At 53.9% G+C, this 16,651-nt stretch carries 14 protein-coding genes; 5 read left to right on the top strand and 9 right to left on the bottom strand.

Annotation, left to right across the window (positions count from 1 at the left end):
* The first annotated feature begins 131 nt into the window (after positions 1-131).
* The 4 genes from AB9F27_RS03255 (at position 132) to AB9F27_RS03240 (ending at position 4,603) form a co-directional block, all read left to right on the top strand.
* Positions 132-1,085: a sugar ABC transporter substrate-binding protein gene (locus tag AB9F27_RS03255; RefSeq protein WP_369757536.1), complete on the top strand. Its 954-nt coding sequence runs from the start codon at positions 132-134 to the stop codon at positions 1,083-1,085.
* Between the two features lie 71 nt (positions 1,086-1,156).
* Complete coding sequence (locus AB9F27_RS03250; protein ID WP_369757535.1) at positions 1,157-2,098, top strand: ABC transporter permease; 942 nt, start codon at positions 1,157-1,159, stop codon at positions 2,096-2,098.
* Positions 2,095-3,624: a sugar ABC transporter ATP-binding protein gene (locus tag AB9F27_RS03245; protein WP_369757534.1), complete on the top strand. Its 1,530-nt coding sequence runs from the start codon at positions 2,095-2,097 to the stop codon at positions 3,622-3,624. Before AB9F27_RS03250 ends, AB9F27_RS03245 begins: the two co-directional genes overlap by 4 nt.
* Positions 3,614-4,603: an ABC transporter permease gene (locus AB9F27_RS03240; RefSeq protein ID WP_369757533.1), complete on the top strand. Its 990-nt coding sequence runs from the start codon at positions 3,614-3,616 to the stop codon at positions 4,601-4,603. Before AB9F27_RS03245 ends, AB9F27_RS03240 begins: the two co-directional genes overlap by 11 nt.
* 61 nt (positions 4,604-4,664) lie before the next feature.
* Here the strand turns inward: AB9F27_RS03240 and AB9F27_RS03235 are convergent, their stop codons facing one another.
* The 9 genes from AB9F27_RS03235 to AB9F27_RS03195 all read right to left on the bottom strand — a co-directional run bounded on the left by AB9F27_RS03235 (position 4,665) and on the right by AB9F27_RS03195 (position 15,454).
* On the bottom strand, positions 4,665-6,098 hold the full coding sequence (locus tag AB9F27_RS03235) for an aldehyde dehydrogenase family protein (RefSeq protein ID WP_369757532.1): 1,434 nt from the start codon (positions 6,096-6,098) through the stop codon (positions 4,665-4,667).
* Between the two features lie 20 nt (positions 6,099-6,118).
* A complete protein-coding gene (locus AB9F27_RS03230; protein WP_369757531.1) occupies positions 6,119-7,621 on the bottom strand; it encodes a sugar ABC transporter ATP-binding protein in 1,503 nt (500 codons plus the stop codon).
* A complete protein-coding gene (locus tag AB9F27_RS03225) occupies positions 7,618-8,604 on the bottom strand; it encodes an ABC transporter permease (protein WP_369757530.1) in 987 nt (328 codons plus the stop codon). Before AB9F27_RS03225 ends, AB9F27_RS03230 begins: the two co-directional genes overlap by 4 nt.
* Positions 8,605-8,660: 56 nt before the next feature.
* Positions 8,661-9,698: a sugar ABC transporter substrate-binding protein gene (locus AB9F27_RS03220; RefSeq protein ID WP_369757529.1), complete on the bottom strand. Its 1,038-nt coding sequence runs from the start codon at positions 9,696-9,698 to the stop codon at positions 8,661-8,663.
* A gap of 37 nt (positions 9,699-9,735) precedes the next feature.
* Positions 9,736-10,692: an ABC transporter permease gene (locus AB9F27_RS03215; RefSeq protein ID WP_369757528.1), complete on the bottom strand. Its 957-nt coding sequence runs from the start codon at positions 10,690-10,692 to the stop codon at positions 9,736-9,738.
* A 145-nt stretch (positions 10,693-10,837) separates the two neighbouring features.
* Complete coding sequence (locus AB9F27_RS03210; protein ID WP_369757527.1) at positions 10,838-12,454, bottom strand: GMC family oxidoreductase; 1,617 nt, start codon at positions 12,452-12,454, stop codon at positions 10,838-10,840.
* A gap of 117 nt (positions 12,455-12,571) precedes the next feature.
* Positions 12,572-13,609, bottom strand: coding sequence for a zinc-binding dehydrogenase (locus AB9F27_RS03205; RefSeq protein WP_369757526.1), 1,038 nt, complete (start codon positions 13,607-13,609; stop codon positions 12,572-12,574).
* A gap of 12 nt (positions 13,610-13,621) precedes the next feature.
* Complete coding sequence (locus tag AB9F27_RS03200; protein WP_369757525.1) at positions 13,622-14,338, bottom strand: SDR family NAD(P)-dependent oxidoreductase; 717 nt, start codon at positions 14,336-14,338, stop codon at positions 13,622-13,624.
* A gap of 3 nt (positions 14,339-14,341) precedes the next feature.
* Positions 14,342-15,454, bottom strand: coding sequence for an extracellular solute-binding protein (locus AB9F27_RS03195; RefSeq protein WP_369757524.1), 1,113 nt, complete (start codon positions 15,452-15,454; stop codon positions 14,342-14,344).
* 176 nt (positions 15,455-15,630) lie between these two features.
* On the opposite strand from AB9F27_RS03195, the gene AB9F27_RS03190 reads away from it, so the two are divergent.
* Positions 15,631-16,623 carry a C4-dicarboxylate TRAP transporter substrate-binding protein gene (locus AB9F27_RS03190; protein WP_369757523.1) on the top strand — a complete coding sequence of 331 codons (993 nt, stop codon included), beginning with the start codon at positions 15,631-15,633 and terminating at the stop codon, positions 16,621-16,623.
* Positions 16,624-16,651 lie beyond the last annotated feature (28 nt).

The following is a 16,651-nucleotide window of genomic DNA, read 5'->3' as shown; positions in this document are numbered from 1 at the left end:
AATTTCCTTGCAAATATCAAAGTAACTTGCTTTAGTGATTTTGCAGCTCCTTCCTGCCTAGGAACGAGAGCACGCCACCTGAGACAGGCAATCAAATGCCCTGCCAGATGAAACTCGGAGGAGACGAAATTATGAAGAAACTATTAGGGGCAGTTGCGGCTGCGGCTATTTTTGCGGCAAGCGCCGCTTTTGCTGACGGAATCACCGTTGGCCTATCGGTTGATCAGTTGTTCGAAAGCCGCGTCGCCGTGAACAACGGTATCAAAGCAGAAGCCGCAGATCGCGGTTATGAGTTGATCGAAGTCGTTGCCGATGGCGACGCGCAGCAGCAAAACGCACAAATCCTGGCGCTCATTGCCCAAGGCGTGGACGCCATCGTGGTCTGTGCCGTTGACCAAACCACCATTGAACGCGCCCTCATTGCCGCAAAACGTGAAGGCATTCCAGTTATCGCGTATGACCGCGACCTGCCCGACAGCGCAGTTGTCGCAGCCTTTGTTGGTCCAGATTCCCTCATCGATGGTCGCCTCGCTGGCGACTTTACCGCCCAAGCTTTGGCGGGCCGTGAAGGTGACCTTGTGATCGTAGAATTGATCGGCGCTTTGAACGACCAGAACGGCATTGATCGCTCGGCAGGCTTCCGGGAAGGCATCGCAACCCTCGACAATGTGACTTTGATCGAAGTTCCAACCGACTGGGATTCGGCGCGCGCCTTGTCTGGCACCCAGAACGCGTTCCAAGCCAATCCAAATGTTGCGGCTGTTTTTGCGGCGACCGACACCCACATTCCCGCAGTGGAAACGGTACTGGCTGATCTTGGCCAATTGGTTCCCGTCGGCGATGAAGGCCACGTTGTTATCACAGGTGTGAACGGATCACGCGACGGATACGACGCCGTTCTTTCGGGCACTGCAGACGCATTTGTGGTCATGGGCACAGAAGCTACCGGACGCAAGGCCATCGATCTTGTGGCGCGGGTTTTGGCAGGGGAAGAAGTTGAGCGGACAAACTATGTCGGCGGCAACCTTTTCACCGCCGAAAACGCCGAAGCGAACGCAGCTGCCATTTGGGGCGCACCTAAGTAAGAACACCCAAAATAGCGATGCGCCGATTTTCTTGGCGCATCGCATACGTTCAAGCCCAAGGGGGCCCTCCTTTGAAGTTCGCATTGTCTACTCTGAAGTCATATCCGGCGCTTGCGATGATTGCCGTCCTGTTTACGGCCTTCTCTCTGATGTCACCCTATTTTCTAGCCTCCGGAAACATCGAGGCCATTATGGGGGCGAATGCCGTTGTCATGATTGCCGCAGTCGGGATGACCGTTGTTTTTCTAGCTGGCGGCATTGATCTGTCAATTTCGACAGTGATCAGCGTCAGCGCCGTTGTCTCCGGACAAGTTATGGCAGCAACAGGCAGCGTGCCCGCCGGTGTCATAGCCGCGCTAATCGCAGGCCTTGCTTTCGGCGCGCTGAACGGTGTTCTAATTGGCTATTTCCGACTAACTCCCTTTATTACAACCATGGCGACACAATTGATCGCGCGCGGATTGGCCTTTGTTTTGAGCGCTGGAATAGCCGTCAAAGGAACGCCTTACTGGATGCTCGACTTTGGATTTATGCTTTGGCTCGGCATTCCAGCCGTGATGATTATCGCGATATTGGCAACCGCAGTTTCGGGATTTGCCATCTCAAGTACGACGTGGGGCCGCCACGTCATGCTTGTTGGCTCTAACGAAGAGGCCGCAAGATATTCAGGCATTGACGTGCGCTTCACCACCTTCAGCGTTTACCTTTTTTCCGGTTTGATGGGCGGGCTGGCTGGCTTTATTTCCATCGCCAACCTTGGCAATGCAATCCCCGGTGTCGGCGACACCTTGCTCCTGATCATTATCGGTGCGGTAGTTCTGGGCGGTACGGGCATGACAGGCGGCGAAGGGTCGGTTGGACGCACAGTTTTGGGGGTCGCGATCTTGGCGATCCTGACGAATGGCCTAAACCTGATCGGCATTCCATTCTATGACCAGTTGATCATTCAAGGCGTCCTTATTTTCTTGGGTACGTGGATGGCCATGAAACTTGGCACGCGGAGGGGGGTATGAACACCATGACGGCTCAAGCACCCCTCGCGCAATTGGCCCCAACCCTATCTGTGCGCAACCTGACGAAGGCGTTTGGAGACAAAACCGTTGTTTCCGGTGTGACCTTCGATCTGAAACCAGGCGAAGTCCTTGCGCTTGTCGGCGAAAATGGCGCGGGAAAATCGACGACCAAAAACATGTTGTGCGGTTTGCTTCGACCAACCAAGGGCGAAATCCTTGTTGGCGGCGAACCCGTCGATCAGGTCATCGGAACTGAGCACGGCATTTCCGCCGTCCATCAAGAGTTATCGTTATTTGGCTCCCTGACTGTGACCGAGAACATTTGCATCGCTGATTTGCCGGGACACGCGACACGTATCGACTGGCGACAAGCCGAAAGCATCGCGCAAAAACAGATCGATTTTCTGGGAATTGAAATTGACCCGCACGCGCGGGTTGAAACCCTTGGGGCTGGCAAGCAACAAGTGGTCGAAATTGCCAAAGCTTTACTGCATGCGGACAAAGTGTTGATTTTGGATGAGCCGACGACGTCCCTCACCGCCATTGAGCGCGAAAAACTCTTCGCGATTATCGATAAACTCAAGGCGCAGGGTCTCGCAATCGTCTTTATCTCGCACTTCATGGAAGAGATTTACCGCGTTTGCGACAGCTTTGTTGTGCTGCGCGATGGGCAACAAGTGGGCCAAGGACGTTTGGCCGAGGTAAGCCAACGGGCGCTCGAAGAGATGATGGTGGGCCGAACCTTGGAAGGAGCGCAGGTCGACCTTGGACAGCCGAGCGAAACACCTTTACTCGAATTGCGCGACCTCTGCTCGTCAGATTTTAGCAACATTAACCTGACGGTGCATAAAGGAGAAATTCTAGGCATCGCCGGCTTGATGGGCGCAGGACGAACCGAGGTCGCCGAGGCTATCTTTGGTCTGCGCCCCGCCACAGGGGACGTGTTGATCAACGGTACACTTGCGCCCCGAAACGTCACGGCGATGAAGGAACAAGGGTTGTGTTATGTGACCGAAGATCGGCGCTCCAACGGGTTGTTTCTAAACCGCCCCGTACGTGAAAACCTTTCCGCCTCTGCGATTATCAATTTTGTGCGGCGCAAATTGCGGGGCATCGGATTTCGCGGAGAAGACGAGAAAGCACAGGGATTGGTGAGCGAAATGAACATTTCGATTCCCCATATCGAAAACCACGTCGGCGACTTGTCTGGGGGCAACCAACAGAAAGTGCTGCTGGCGCGTTGGTTATCGATGGAACCCGACATCCTGATTTTCGATGAGCCTACGAAGGGGGTCGATATCGGTGCCAAATTCGACATTCATACCGCCATTGCCGACCTTGCTCGAACGGGTAAGGCCATTCTTATTGTGTCGTCCGATCTGCAAGAGCTTCTACACGTAACCCACCGAATGCTGGTGATGCGCAAGGGCAGGATCGTCGGTGAATTCCAACGCCCTGACTATGACAGTGTCAAGATCATCTCGCTGGCCGCGAGCTCAGGCGAGGACGTAAGTAATGCAGATTGAAATGTTACGCAAATTGATGTCGCGCCAGAAATGGGTCGCCGTCGCCTTGGCCACGATTGTGTTGGCGGGAGTTCTGTCCGTGGTTTCGCCAGTTTTCCTGACGGTATCGAACTTTCAGGCGATACTGGTCCAATCAAGCGTCACGGCGATCATGGCCGTCGGTATGACCTTCGTTATTATGACGGCTGGCATCGACATTTCTGTGGGGGCGATCTTGTTCCTCACCTCTGCCCTGTTTGCGCAATTGATGCTCGATACAGAAAGCTATCTTATTGCCTTTGTTGTGACCCTCGTAAGTGCAACGGCATTGGGCGCGCTCAACGGGATATTGGTCGTGCGTTTTCGGGTTTCCCCCCTGATTACGACGCTGGCAACCTATTCAATTTACCGCGGCGCGGCGATTCATCTGACGGGTGCGCAGAACATTCCCGTGCCGCGCGAAATGGGGTTTATTGGCAATGGTCGCATTCTGGGAATCCCCGTGCCGATTTTGGTTCTGTTGGTGATCACCATCATTGGTGTCTACATTTTGAACCGCACGCGGCTTGGTGTTTATGCGCGCGCAATCGGAAATTCTGAACGCTCAGCAAAAGAAACCAACCTGCCCGTCGGCCGTGCCACGGTTGCGGTTTACACTTTGAGTGGGCTTGTCACGGGGATCGCCGCGATGATTTTGCTGGCGCGTGTGGGTGGCTTACAATCGGGGATTGGTATTGGGATTGAGTTTACCGTCATCGCCGCCGTCATCCTTGGTGGCACCAAATTGACTGGTGGATCAGGGACGGTTTTTGGATCCGTGATTGGTGCGGTATTCCTTGTGCTGATTGATAACGGCCTCAACCTGCTGAACGCCTCGCCCTACATTTACGACGTCGTTCGGGGCAGCGTTTTGCTAGCGGCTGTCGCGATCGACCGCTACTCTGCTGTGCGTCAACAGAATGCGCTTGATGTCCAAAGGGCAGCTCGACTAACCGCTTAGGGAATGTGGAAACGGCTGCCCCCGCGTGGGGACAGCCGTAACTCCGCTGCATAAAACGCGTTTAGTATTTTTGATAAACTACGCGTTTTTGCAAATATCCTTCAATGCCGTAAATGCCGTCTTCGCCCCCTACTCCGCTCAACTTGTGACCGTTGTGATAGCCTTGGACATAGCCGACGATTCCGGAATTGAGAAAAATCGTTCCGGTTTCTAACCTCTGGATCGCATCCATATAAACCGATGGGTTCTGGGTCCAGAGATAGGCCGACAGGCCGTCCGGACGTGCGTTGGCAATTGCCAGTGCCTCTTCGTAATCGGCAACGCGTACAATTGGCAGCACTGGCCCAAAGATCTCTTCTTTTACCGCAGCGGTGTCAGCGGTCGCATTGATCAAAACCGTTGGCTCATACCAGTTACCCGATTGAAAAGCCGCTCCTTCGGGACGCTTACCACCGATCGCAATCTTGGCGCCACCAGCGACTGAGTCTGCGACGATCTTCTCAATCCGCTCCAGCGCACCTGCAGTTGTAATCGGCCCCATACCGCTGTTGGTCATAGGATTTCCAGGGCTGATTTCGGCTACCCGTTTGAGGAGCTTTTCAGTGAATTCATCGGCAATAGCATCTTCAACCAGTACCGCTTCGCTGCAAATACAAACCTGTCCCGCATTGGCAAACCGCGCAACCGCACAGGCTTCGACCGCAGCGTCTATATCGGCATCCTTTAGCACGATAAACGGCGCGCTGCCCCCCAACTCGAGCGACAGGGCGGTGATGTTTTTGGCCGAAGCTTCGGCGATCATTTGGCCCGCACGGATGGACCCCGTCAGGGTAATCATGCGCACGATGGGGCTTTCAACCAGCGGCGCGCCAACATTGGCGCCTGTTCCGGTTACCATGTTGATCACACCTGCAGGCAGGCCTGCTTTCTCAACGATACGGCAAAAAACAGAGGCCGTGACGGGCGTTGCTTCATGCGGTTTAATAATCATAGTGTTGCCCGTCACCAAGGCCGGACCTGCCTTGCGGCCAATCAAAGCCAGCGGATAGTTATAGGCGCAAAGGCCCAACGTTACCCCGTAAGGCACTTTGTAAATGAACAACTGCTCGCGCGGGTTATCCGAAGGAAAAATATCGCCCCGCAAACGGCGCGCGGCCTCGGCAGCATAGGTGAAATAGCGGATGGTATCGGTGACTTCGCCTGCGGCTTCGGCAAGGGATTTGCCCTGTTCTTTAACCAGCAACTCCTCAAACAAGGCTCGCTCGTCTTCGATCCCTTCCGCGATTTTGTAGATATAGGCCGCGCGCTCAACGGGTGGCAGCATTTTCCACTTTAGTTGCGCACGCTGCGAACTTTCCAACGCGCGGGTAACCTCTTGCCCCGTGCAGGCAGGCACCTCGGCCCAAGCTTCACCCGTCGCTGGATTCAAAACGGGCATGCGCGCGCCATCGGAAGCCTCGACCCATTCATTGTCGATAAAGCATTTGTAGAACATTTTTAGTCTCCTTTGGGAATTCAGTGCGACTGGCCCGCTCCGGCCATATCTGCAAGCATCTGATCCTTTTCGAAATTCGGGTAGGAGTACTCGGACACGCTTGCGCCTTGGTACATCGTCAACACCCGATCGGCCAACATGATGACCTCGTCGATTTCATACGATAGGATCAGGATACCGACACCACGTTCTGCCAAATCTTCGATGATACGATAAATATCGGCCTTGGCATGCACGTCGATGCCACGCGTGGGCTCCAACAACAGAAGCAGTTCCAAGTCTTCGTCCAACCAGCGCGAAAAGCAGATTTTCTGTTTGTTGCCGCCCGAGAGAAAACGAATTTCTTGATCAGGCGAGGACGTTTTGGTCGATGTGTCGCGGATCGCATTGGTGACCACACTTTCAATGCGCCGCGCGTCGATGATCCCGCCGCGCACAGCCTTATCCAAAAACGGCAGGGCGATATTATCTCGTACGGAAAGTGCTGGCAGAATTCCGTTCTTGTCGCGATTTTCAGTGACTAACCCCATGCCGTCGCGCACAGAAACGGAGGGGCCACGGCCCGGTTTCAACGCTTCATTGCGATAGGAAATCTGGCCCGTATAATCGCTATCCAAGCCAAAGATAGCCTTGGCCAACTCGGGCGCCCCGCAGCCGCGCAGACCCGTCATAACAACGATTTCGCCCCGCCGGACATCCAACGATATATTGTCATATGCCCCTTTCTTGCTTAGGCTTTCGACGGACAGGATCGCATCACCACCGATTTCTTTGTGTGGCTTTACGAAATGCTCCAGCGCTTCGCCGGTCATCGCATGGATCACGTTCTCCTCAGACGTTCTGGCGGTCCGTTCGGACAAAACAATCACCCCGTCGCGCATGACTGTGACTTGCTCGGCGATGCCGAAAATCTCGGGCATATGGTGGGAAATATAGATGATGGCGATGCCTTCCGCCTTCATCCGACGGATAAATTCGAACAGGCGGTCTTTGTCCTCTTCTGAGAGGGCCGACGTGGGTTCGTCCATGACGATCAACCAACTGTCGGACATCAAAGCGCGGATGATTTCCACGATCTGCTTCTCGCCTGAATTCAACTCTCGTACGGGTTTATGCGGATCAAGTGTCAGCCCGAAACGGTCCAACTGTTCTTTCACCCGCCGCGCCATTTCGCGTTTATCAAGGAAGGGCGTCGCACCCAGTTTCAACTCATGACCAAGAAAAATATTGCCCGCAACGGTCAACTCATTGATCAGCGACAACTCCTGATGGATCATCGAAATCCCCGCCTTACCCGCATCCGAAGGTACCGCGATTTCGATGGCCTGACCGTTCTTTTCGATCACGCCTTCGTCCATTTGATAAACGCCGCCCAGAACCTTCATCAGGGTTGATTTGCCAGCGCCATTGAGGCCGACGAGGGCATGTACCTCCCCCGCCACACAAGTAAAATCAATGTTGTCCAATGCGCGGGTGGCGAAAAAGCTTTTGCCAATACCTTTCATATCGATCCGGTTTCTCATGCTGCTTTCCCCCGCTGTGTGAATTGGTCCAGAAGGACAACGCCTAGCAAAATCAATCCCTTGATCAGGCTTTGTAGGTACGGATTTGTGCCCGTTAGAACCAGTCCGTTGATAATGATCCCATAAAGCAAGACCCCAAGGATCGTCCCCAAGAGTTTGCCGCGCCCGCCAAACAGCGAGGTCCCGCCCAAGATCACCGCAGTGATCGCATCAAACTCTAGATAAAGTCCGGCCCAGGGCTGTCCTGACGACACGCGTCCCACAGTGATGATTGCCGATAAACCCGCCAAAGCCCCAGACAGGACATAGACCCAAACAAGGGTGCGTTCGGGGCGGCGCCCCAAAACAAACGCTGTGGCAAAGTTGGAACCCGCCGCGTAGGTGTCGCGTCCAAAGGTAGTTTTATAGAGCAGCACCGACAGGCCCGCGAAGACCAGTACTACAAAGGGAATGACCACAGGCATGTTGCCCCAGCTCACAGCCCCTAGCCACAAAAATGTTGAATTTGAAACGTTGATTGAGGTCGCGTCATAGATTACCAGCGCCAATCCACGCGCCAACGCGAAGGTTGCGAGCGTCACCATAAAGGCCGACAGTTTCAAACGGCCAATAAAAAAGCCATTGAGCGCACCAATCGCCATACCTGCGAAAATCGCAGCGGCGAAGCCCAGAAACGCACTCCCCGTTGACGTCAGAGTGATAACCCCAACCCCGCCAGCAAAGGCCACGTTGGAACCGACGCTCAGGTCAATACCACCAGTTAGCATGATAAACGTCATGCCCATCGACAGCAGAAACAACACGGTAATAGAGCGCAAAAGAATGCCGACATTGGTTAACGAATAGAAGTTTTCGTTGGCAATCCCAAAGCCGATCGACGCAATCACGATCAACCCGATCAGAACAAAATAGCGCAAAGTTAAGCTATCGATGGTCCGCTTGGGTTTGCGCATATTCGCGGTGGCTGTGCTTGTGCTGGTCATCATTATTTCCCCCGACGGTGAGCCATCGGCACCTTAAGCGCCGATGGCAGATGCGTTTACTTGACAGAGTCAGGACCAAATTCGAGGAAGCCTTTGGAAGCCACTTCAAGCGCTTGATCGACATAGTAGACTTGGACATCTTCAGGGAACCCGTTGGCCAAGGCCACTTTGTGGTTCTCTTCTGTCAGCACCAATGGTGTGAAGAAGTCATAGACTTTGTCAGGAGTTTCGCCGTTGTGGATTTTGTAGGCCATTTGAACGAAATTCCAGCCTTCGCGCGTACCAGACAGCAGGATGTCGGCCTTGACTTGACCGTCGGTCATTTGTTGCAAGATCGGGATGTCGCCATCATAACCAAAGAACTCAAGATCGGTGTTGCCGCTGTTGGTAGCAATCGCAATTGAAGGGTACATATAGCCATCGGTCACGCCCGAGATTGCGTTCAGGTCTGGGTACTGTGTGAGCCAGTTTTCGGCGATCGATTGCGCTTTGACGGTGTCCCAATCTGCAGGCTGTTCGGCGACGACTTCTACGTTGTCACAGGTTGCGATCCCCGCAAGGATACCTTCGCGACGTGCTTCGCCAGAAGGGTTCCCAGCTTGGCCGAGCATAACGCCGACTTTATATGGCTCACCACCCGACAAGGCACACATTGCCATACCTTGGTTGGTGCCGTTCACAACATCCCCAAGGGTAAAGCTGTAGTCCGCGCTCTCCATGGGCGAATGCACCGCGATCCATGTGATGCCTGCAGCTTGTGCTTTAGCAACCAAAGGTTCGAACGCATCGACGTTGATGGCGTTTACAAACATGGCGTCTGGTTTTTCGTTGATCGTCACTTCTGTTTGCTGGATCATTTTCTCCAGCGAACCTTCCGCAGACAACCAGCGACCGGTTACTTTCAGATCGCTAAAGGCTTCGTCATAGGCGGCAATTGCATCCTCAAAACCGCTCAGCCAAGCCACGTGATAAGGGGCAACGTGCCCGTCATTGATGAACACGATATCCAACGTGTCATCCGCCGCAAAGGCGGACCCAGTACCGAAAGCCGTCGCAAGAGCAGCGGTCGCCGCCATAGTTTTCGTAAGTTTCATTGGTTTTCTCCTCCAGTTTTTTGATAGTTCGTTTGAATTAATGCGCTTCGGCCTGCTGGGATTGCCAAAGCACCCAGTTCGCGCCAAGCGCCGCCAAAATCACTCCGCCTTTGAACACCTGATGCCAGACGTCCTCCACGTTCAAAAGGTTCAGTGAATTGTTGATGACTCCGATGAACAACAGCCCCCAGAAAGCGCCAGCAATGGTGCCGCGCCCGCCCGAAATTAGAGTGCCGCCGATGATAATCGCCGCAATACCGTCCAACAGCAGGCCGTTTCCGTCGAGGCCAGGCTGCACAAATCCCATCCGTGTAGAGAGCATAATTCCGGCAAAACCACTGCACAGAGCCGAGAACATAAAGATCCCGATTTTCACGCGGTCAACATTGATTCCTGCAAGTTTTGCGTTCTCTTCGCTGTTGCCAATCGCAACGACATAAGCGCCCCAACGCGTGTGATTATAGACGACATACGCCAGCGCAAAGAGCACGAGGAGGAACCAGAAGGACAAATAGAGTCCCAAGAATTTCTCGGCGCCAACAAAGCGAAAGAATCCGCCCATTAGGAAAATCTGTTGCCCGCGCGGGATGATCAGACCGGACAGACCCTGCGCCATAAACAGCATCGAGAGCGTCACAATAAAGGCGGGTAGCTTAAGCTTGGCCACCAGCACCCCATTTAGAAACCCCAGCGCTAGAGAGGCGACAATCACCGCAGCAATGCCAACGCCGACACCGCCCGTAAGGCCGAAACAAACGCCCAGCAAAATCGCAAACAACACCGACCCCATGCCCATCGACAGATCGATATTGCCCGAAACAACCACAAAAAATTGGCCCAGCGCGATCAAACCAATCGGCACAATTTGGCGCGAGATGGCCGACATGTTGTCAATGCTCATGAACCGTGGGCTGATCAAATAGAAGACCAAACAGAGCGCCAGAGTGACGAAGATGATGTTCTTCTCTCGCAATAATTTTCCGATATCAGGCATGTATCCCCCCATTCCCGCGTTTGTTTTTTGGTATGACCAAACTTAACATAAAGGGACATAACTCTCGCTCAAATGTCAATACCTCTAATGTATTTCCTTTTATAGTCATACAAAACTTAAGTTTTTCAACACGAGTCGCCATATTTCACAACCTCCCCAGGACCAGATCGGCACAGCGGTCCCCCAGCATCATCGCTGGCGCATTGGTGTTGCCTGCGGGAATCTCTGGCACGGCGGACATGTCGCACACGCGTAAACCTTCGATGCCGCGCACACGCATCCGCGCATCCAGAACCGCCATTTTATCGCCGTCGGCCCCCATCTTGGCGGTGCCTGCAGGGTGAAAATTGGTTTTTACGACTTTGCGACAATGCGCCGTCAGCCCCTCGTCGGAGTAGTCCAGCGGCGCTACGATTTGGTCGATCTTGTCGGCCAGTGGCTTGGTCTCCATTGTTTGGCGGAAATATCGTAACCCTTTAATCATCTCATCTATATCGCGCTGATCACTGAGGAAATTGGGATCAACCAGCGGCATATCCGCAGCGTCCGCCGACGCCAATTGCACGGTGCCCGTGGAATGTGGTTTCAGCAAAACCGTCTGGATTGAAACACCGTAATCTTCCTTGATGTCTTTCAATTGCTCCGCATTCAGATACATAATCGGGATGCAATAGGCCTCGTGGGTTGGCGGAGCTTCGGGGTCGGTTGGGTTCAGGAAGCAAGCCGCCTCAAGTCCGGTCGTGGTGACCTTGCCGCGCCCAAAAAGTTTAAACTCCATACCATTGCGCAGCATGTTCCACCCACGATCCTGTTTCCAATATCCGTAGGGTCCGTTGGCGCGCGCCACGACCGAAACATCCGGATGGTCCTTAAGGTTTTGGCCGACGCCTTGGAGGTCCTCAACAACTTTGACGCCGTGTTTTTGCAAGTGCTCCGCAGGGCCAAGCCCGGAGAGCATCAAGAGTTGGGGCGTGATCAACGCGCCAGCCGAAAGGATGATCTCGCCATCGGCGCGCACAGTGTGTTCGGTGCCAGATTTATCTTTGTAAACAACCCCAACCGCACGGCCATTTTCGATGACAATCCGTTGCACTTGGCATTGCAAGCGCAGGGTTAAATTCGGATCGCCCTTAAGGGGATCGATGAACGCATAAGCCGCAGAAACCCGTTGCCCCCGATCATAGGTAAACTGAAAGTATCCCACACCGCGTTGATTTACACCGTTAAAATCGGGGTTAAACGGCTCGCCTTGTGCCTGAACGGATTGCACGAACCTCCGCGCCATATCGTCTATATATCCGGGATCGGAGACGATTAGCTTACCCTCACAACCATGCAAGTCATCGTTGAATTTGCGATTACCCTCCAGCCGCTTGAAATGAGGGAGGACGTCATCCCAATCCCAGCTGACGGCATCATTGTTGCCGCGCAAAATCTCGTGCCATGCGGTATAATCACTTGGCCGCCCGCGCACATAGGCTTGGCCGTTCACCGTCGACCCCCCGCCCAAGACATTCCCCTGAGGGATTTCCGTGCGACGGCCATTCAGATGGGCCTGCGGGGTCGACAAATGGGTTTTGAAAAATTTCGAGCCGTTTTTGAGCAGCTTAAACACACCTGGGGGCATGTCCAACAATGGGTGCCGATGGTGATGCCCGCCCTCAAGCAACAAAACTTTCACACCGCTTTCAACCAGACGAGAAGTCGCAACGCACCCTGCGGAGCCACCCCCAATGACGATGTGATCAAAGGTCTCTGTCATTCTTCCTCCATCAGACATTTGGCGCCTGCGTCTAAAATTACATTTGGTACGACTAAAGTAAGCACAAAACAGAATATCTTCAACATAAATGTCAATACTGTCCAATTATTAACCTTATCATCGTACTAAAACACTACCGAGGATGATAATTTTACCAAAGGCTTTCCCTCCGGCCATCATTTCTAAGGCCTCGCCCGTTTGATCCAAAGGGAAGGCATGAGCCGTCAAAGCCTCAAAATCCACCGCGCCAGATTCAATTAGTTGAACAGCTTCTTCGAATTCGCGGTTGAATTGAAACGACCCTGCGACTTCGATTTCTTTGAGCATGATCAGGTGCAGCATGACCCGTGCGTCGCGCAGTTGAATATTACTGAGAATGGAAATGCGGCCCTTTTGGCGGATTGCCTTGAGCGCCGTATTGAAGGCCGGAATTGCCCCGCTGGCTTCGATAACCACATCGAATTTTTTCTCGAGATCGCTTTCGTCAAACTTGCCGCTGACCAGTCCAGTCTGCGCACCTGCTTTCACCGCGACCTCTACCGCCTTGGCACGCAAATCCAACGCCGTGACGTCTGCGCCACGCGCGGCCGCCCCCGCAATCGCCAGCAAGCCCATGGGGCCGCAGCCTGTCACCAAGACCTTTTGCCCCGCAGCCACGCCGCCTTTGTTGAGCGCATGCAACGCACAGGCCATAGGTTCGGCAAAGGTCAAGTGACGTGGATTAACGTGATCCGCCACAGGGCGACAACACCGCGCGGGATGGTCAATCACGTCGCGAAAAAAGCCATCAAGATGGGGAACCGCTGTCGCGGATCCGGGGAATTTTTTGGCGGTGCAGAGGTTTTCTTCGCCGCGGTTACAGGGCGCGCATTCTTGGCAATTCATGATCGGGTTGAGGGCAACCAATTGCCCAACCTTGAGGTTCGAGCCGTTTGGATCGACCACATAGGCGCAAGCTTCATGCCCGAGGGTCACGGGGTTTTGCAGGACAAAACCCGCATTGGCGAATTGCGAATAATAGTGCAAATCGGTCCCACACAGACTCGCCACAGCCAATTGCAGGCGCGCGTAACCGTCGGGAATACTCTGCTCCTCGGGTTGCACGGACACGGAAACGGCGTGGGCCGCAGTTAATTTTGTTTCGAAGTGTGACATGGGGTGTGTCCTTTAAAAGCCGATGGCATAGCCACCATCCACAGGGAGGTTTACGCCATTGACGTAAACTGCCTGATCGGAGGCGAGGTAAAAAATGCTGTTGGCGACGTCTTCTGGTGTGCCAAATTTATGGGTCGGGATACGGCCCTCGATTTTGTCGCGGCGCGCGGGGTCTTTGGCGAGGATAGCGCGGGTCATATCTGTGTCTATGAAACCGGGACTAACGGCATTGCAGCGAATTCCGAATTGCGCGGCATCCACCGCGACCGAGCGCGTCAGCCCAACCACGGCGGTTTTCGCGGTGACATAGGCCGCAGCAGAAGGCAGCGCCATGATCGCCCCCATCGAGGCTACATTCACAATAGCTCCCCCCGTCTCGCGGTGCAGCGCCACATAGCGCCCGCAAGCAGCAAACATGGCACGTACATTGATGTCGAGAACGTGGTCCAACTCCTCTGGGGCGACGTCCCAGATCGGTTTTTTCAGATGCACACCGGCGTTATTAATGAGCGCATCAATTGGGCCATTGGCGGCATAGATATCGGCAAGCCAATCCGCCGCGCGATCTTTGGCGATGTCGCGCTCGTGGAAAACGGCATTTGCGCCCAATGTGTCAAAGTCTGCGCGGCTGCGGGCCACGACATTTACCTTAAAACCCGCGTCAAGAAACCGTTTGGATTGGAACAAGCCCAGCCCTTTGTTTCCACCCGTAATAACTGCGATCGGCATAGATCAATTTTCCTTATTGTGATGGCGATAAAGTGTGTTGAGCGTCGCGAGGAAGCGCTCAGCGGGTATGTCTTTGCGGAAGAAATCCGGCATGACCGCACAAACGGCATCGACATACTCAAGGAACCACGGCTCTCGAGGGCGGGTCCATGCTGTATCGATGGTGTGGAACCCCCCTTTGAAAAACCCAGAGGCCTCGGGATCATTCTGTTGTTCCAGCCATGTGTGCCGATTGGCGGGCTGGCCATTATTGTCCAAATAGACCCCCGACTGGATCGGTTGCGAGGTGATCCAGTGAGCGAATTTGATCGCTTCCTCAGGGTGCGCGGTTTTGGCAGAGATGCCAATTCCAGCACCGCCGAGGATCGCGCGAGGTTGGGAGAACCCCTCGCACAGGGGCATATCAAAATACGCGACCCTGTGTTTTCGAAAGCCTGAACGGGCGTAGTTTACATAGCCGAAAAGGCACGGAGAGCAGGCAAATTCATCGGTTCCAGACAAGAGTTCCAACACATGTATCGGGTTCATGTCCACCTGTTCGTCCGGCCCAAGACGATAGAGCGCGCGCAAGATATTGAGAGCAAACAGGCCGTTACTTTCGGAGACAAATTGCGTCGGATCTAGGGGCATTTTCTCGCCGCCGCGCCCCGCGACGAGGGTCATAAACATGTCGAACGCATCGACAGGCAAAAGCGGGGTCACGGCGCGAAACTGTTTGGCGTCATCCCCTAAAAACTGCTCCCATGTCGTGGGCAATGGCGTGTTCAAATCCGGACGGTGGGCCGCCATTTGGCACGCGGTGTCCAGCGCATAGGCCCAACATTGTCCCCTCCAAAGGTAGCTTTCGGCGGATCCGCCCAAGGACGCGCTGGCATCTGTAGGTGCGGGAAGCGGCAAAAGCGCACCCGTCTCAGAGATCTGCCCGACATGGGGATGATCAAGAACCACAAAGTCATAGGTTTCGGCCAGCGTATGAATCGGCACATCCGCGAAGGCCTGAAGGGAGCGCTTATCCCATTCAACCTTGATACCCGCCTTGTGAAAATAGGCTTCGGATGCCGCAACGACGGGGTCGTATCCGCGGGGGTGGTCCCATGTCATGCCTTTAAGAATCATGTTTTGCGTCTTTCAATTTTTTTCCAACTTGCTTCATTTGCAATTCTATTTGCAAGTATAAAAATTACTTTGATATTTGCAAATAGCTGTGTTAGCCAAATACCCAAGAGGAGAAAAGTTGGAGAATCCAGCTTAAAAGGCCCCACGGGGCGCACACAAAACGGAGGAATTCATTCATGTCATTTCACATTGGCCGCGCGGGCCAACTCATCGCCGCAGCGCTCATTGCCGTGAGCCCGATAGCCGCATCCGCTCAGGAATACACATTCCGCCTCGCCCACGTGACCTCGGATAAAGAGCCGCTCCAGCAAGCCTTGGAACAGTTCGCCAATAACGTCCAAGAGCGCACCGACGGTCGCGTTGCCATTCAGATTTTCGCAAATGCACAGTTAGGGTCCAACCCCGAAGTGTTTGAGCAAGTGCGTGCAGGCGCCCCAATCATCACCATGTCAGACCCCGGATACCTCAGTGATTTCGTCGCTGATTTTGGCGTTCTGGGCGGGCCTTACCTGATGGAAGATCCACGCGACTTCCAAAAAATTATCGACTCTGAACTCTATACAGGTATGAAAAACCGCCTGCGGGACGAGTCTGATCTTGAGCTTCTTTCGCTGAATTGGTTGTTTGGTTCGCGCCACATGCTTTCGGACAAAGCCATCAGTTCCCCCACCGACACCGCGGGCATGACGTTCCGCACGCCGCCAAACATCATGTGGGTTGAAACCTTCAATGCCATGGGCGCACGTCCAACACAGGTTGCTTGGGGCGAGGTCTATTCCGCATTGTCCGCAGGCGTTGTGGATGGCGCCGAGGCACCGCTGCCATCGATCTATGGGTCAAAACTGTACGAAACGAAAAACGTCATATCGCTTACGGGCCATTTCAAAGGCTTTACAGGCCTGATGATGAACGCCGATCTCTTTGTCGCCTTACCAGAAGACATTCAGACCATCATCAATGAGGAAGCCATAAACGCTGGCGGTTTCATGACCGACCTGATGTTGAGCAGCGAAGAAGAGTGGATCGCCAAATTGGAAGCCGAAGGGGTTACGTTTAACCGTGATGTCGACGTGGCGGCCTTCCAAGAAGCAACCGCTGACGTCTATACCAAATTCCCTGATTGGTCTGACGGACTTTACGTGCAGGTCCGCTCAATTCTAGACAATTAATCAAACAAAACGCGCTCGGCCAATCCTA

Source organism: Falsihalocynthiibacter sp. CO-5D18, assembly GCF_041205445.1.
GTDB lineage: Bacteria > Pseudomonadota > Alphaproteobacteria > Rhodobacterales > Rhodobacteraceae > Falsihalocynthiibacter > Falsihalocynthiibacter arcticus.
This window is presented reverse-complemented; position numbering and strand designations above follow the sequence as displayed.

Excerpts from the sequence above, each read along its gene's own strand:
- AB9F27_RS03220 (WP_369757529.1), bottom strand. The coding sequence starts at position 9,698 with ATGAAACTTACGAAAACTATGGCGGCGACCGCTGCTCTTGCGACGGCT.
- AB9F27_RS03190 (WP_369757523.1), top strand. The coding sequence starts at position 15,631 with ATGTCATTTCACATTGGCCGCGCGGGCCAACTCATCGCCGCAGCGCTC.
- AB9F27_RS03200 (WP_369757525.1), bottom strand. The coding sequence starts at position 14,338 with ATGCCGATCGCAGTTATTACGGGTGGAAACAAAGGGCTGGGCTTGTTC.
- AB9F27_RS03245 (WP_369757534.1), top strand. The coding sequence starts at position 2,095 with ATGAACACCATGACGGCTCAAGCACCCCTCGCGCAATTGGCCCCAACC.
- AB9F27_RS03235 (WP_369757532.1), bottom strand. The coding sequence starts at position 6,098 with ATGTTCTACAAATGCTTTATCGACAATGAATGGGTCGAGGCTTCCGAT.
- AB9F27_RS03205 (WP_369757526.1), bottom strand. The coding sequence starts at position 13,609 with ATGTCACACTTCGAAACAAAATTAACTGCGGCCCACGCCGTTTCCGTG.
- AB9F27_RS03195 (WP_369757524.1), bottom strand. The coding sequence starts at position 15,454 with ATGATTCTTAAAGGCATGACATGGGACCACCCCCGCGGATACGACCCC.
- AB9F27_RS03225 (WP_369757530.1), bottom strand. The coding sequence starts at position 8,604 with ATGACCAGCACAAGCACAGCCACCGCGAATATGCGCAAACCCAAGCGG.
- AB9F27_RS03210 (WP_369757527.1), bottom strand. The coding sequence starts at position 12,454 with ATGACAGAGACCTTTGATCACATCGTCATTGGGGGTGGCTCCGCAGGG.
- AB9F27_RS03230 (WP_369757531.1), bottom strand. The coding sequence starts at position 7,621 with ATGAGAAACCGGATCGATATGAAAGGTATTGGCAAAAGCTTTTTCGCC.
- AB9F27_RS03255 (WP_369757536.1), top strand. The coding sequence starts at position 132 with ATGAAGAAACTATTAGGGGCAGTTGCGGCTGCGGCTATTTTTGCGGCA.
- AB9F27_RS03240 (WP_369757533.1), top strand. The coding sequence starts at position 3,614 with ATGCAGATTGAAATGTTACGCAAATTGATGTCGCGCCAGAAATGGGTC.
- AB9F27_RS03215 (WP_369757528.1), bottom strand. The coding sequence starts at position 10,692 with ATGCCTGATATCGGAAAATTATTGCGAGAGAAGAACATCATCTTCGTC.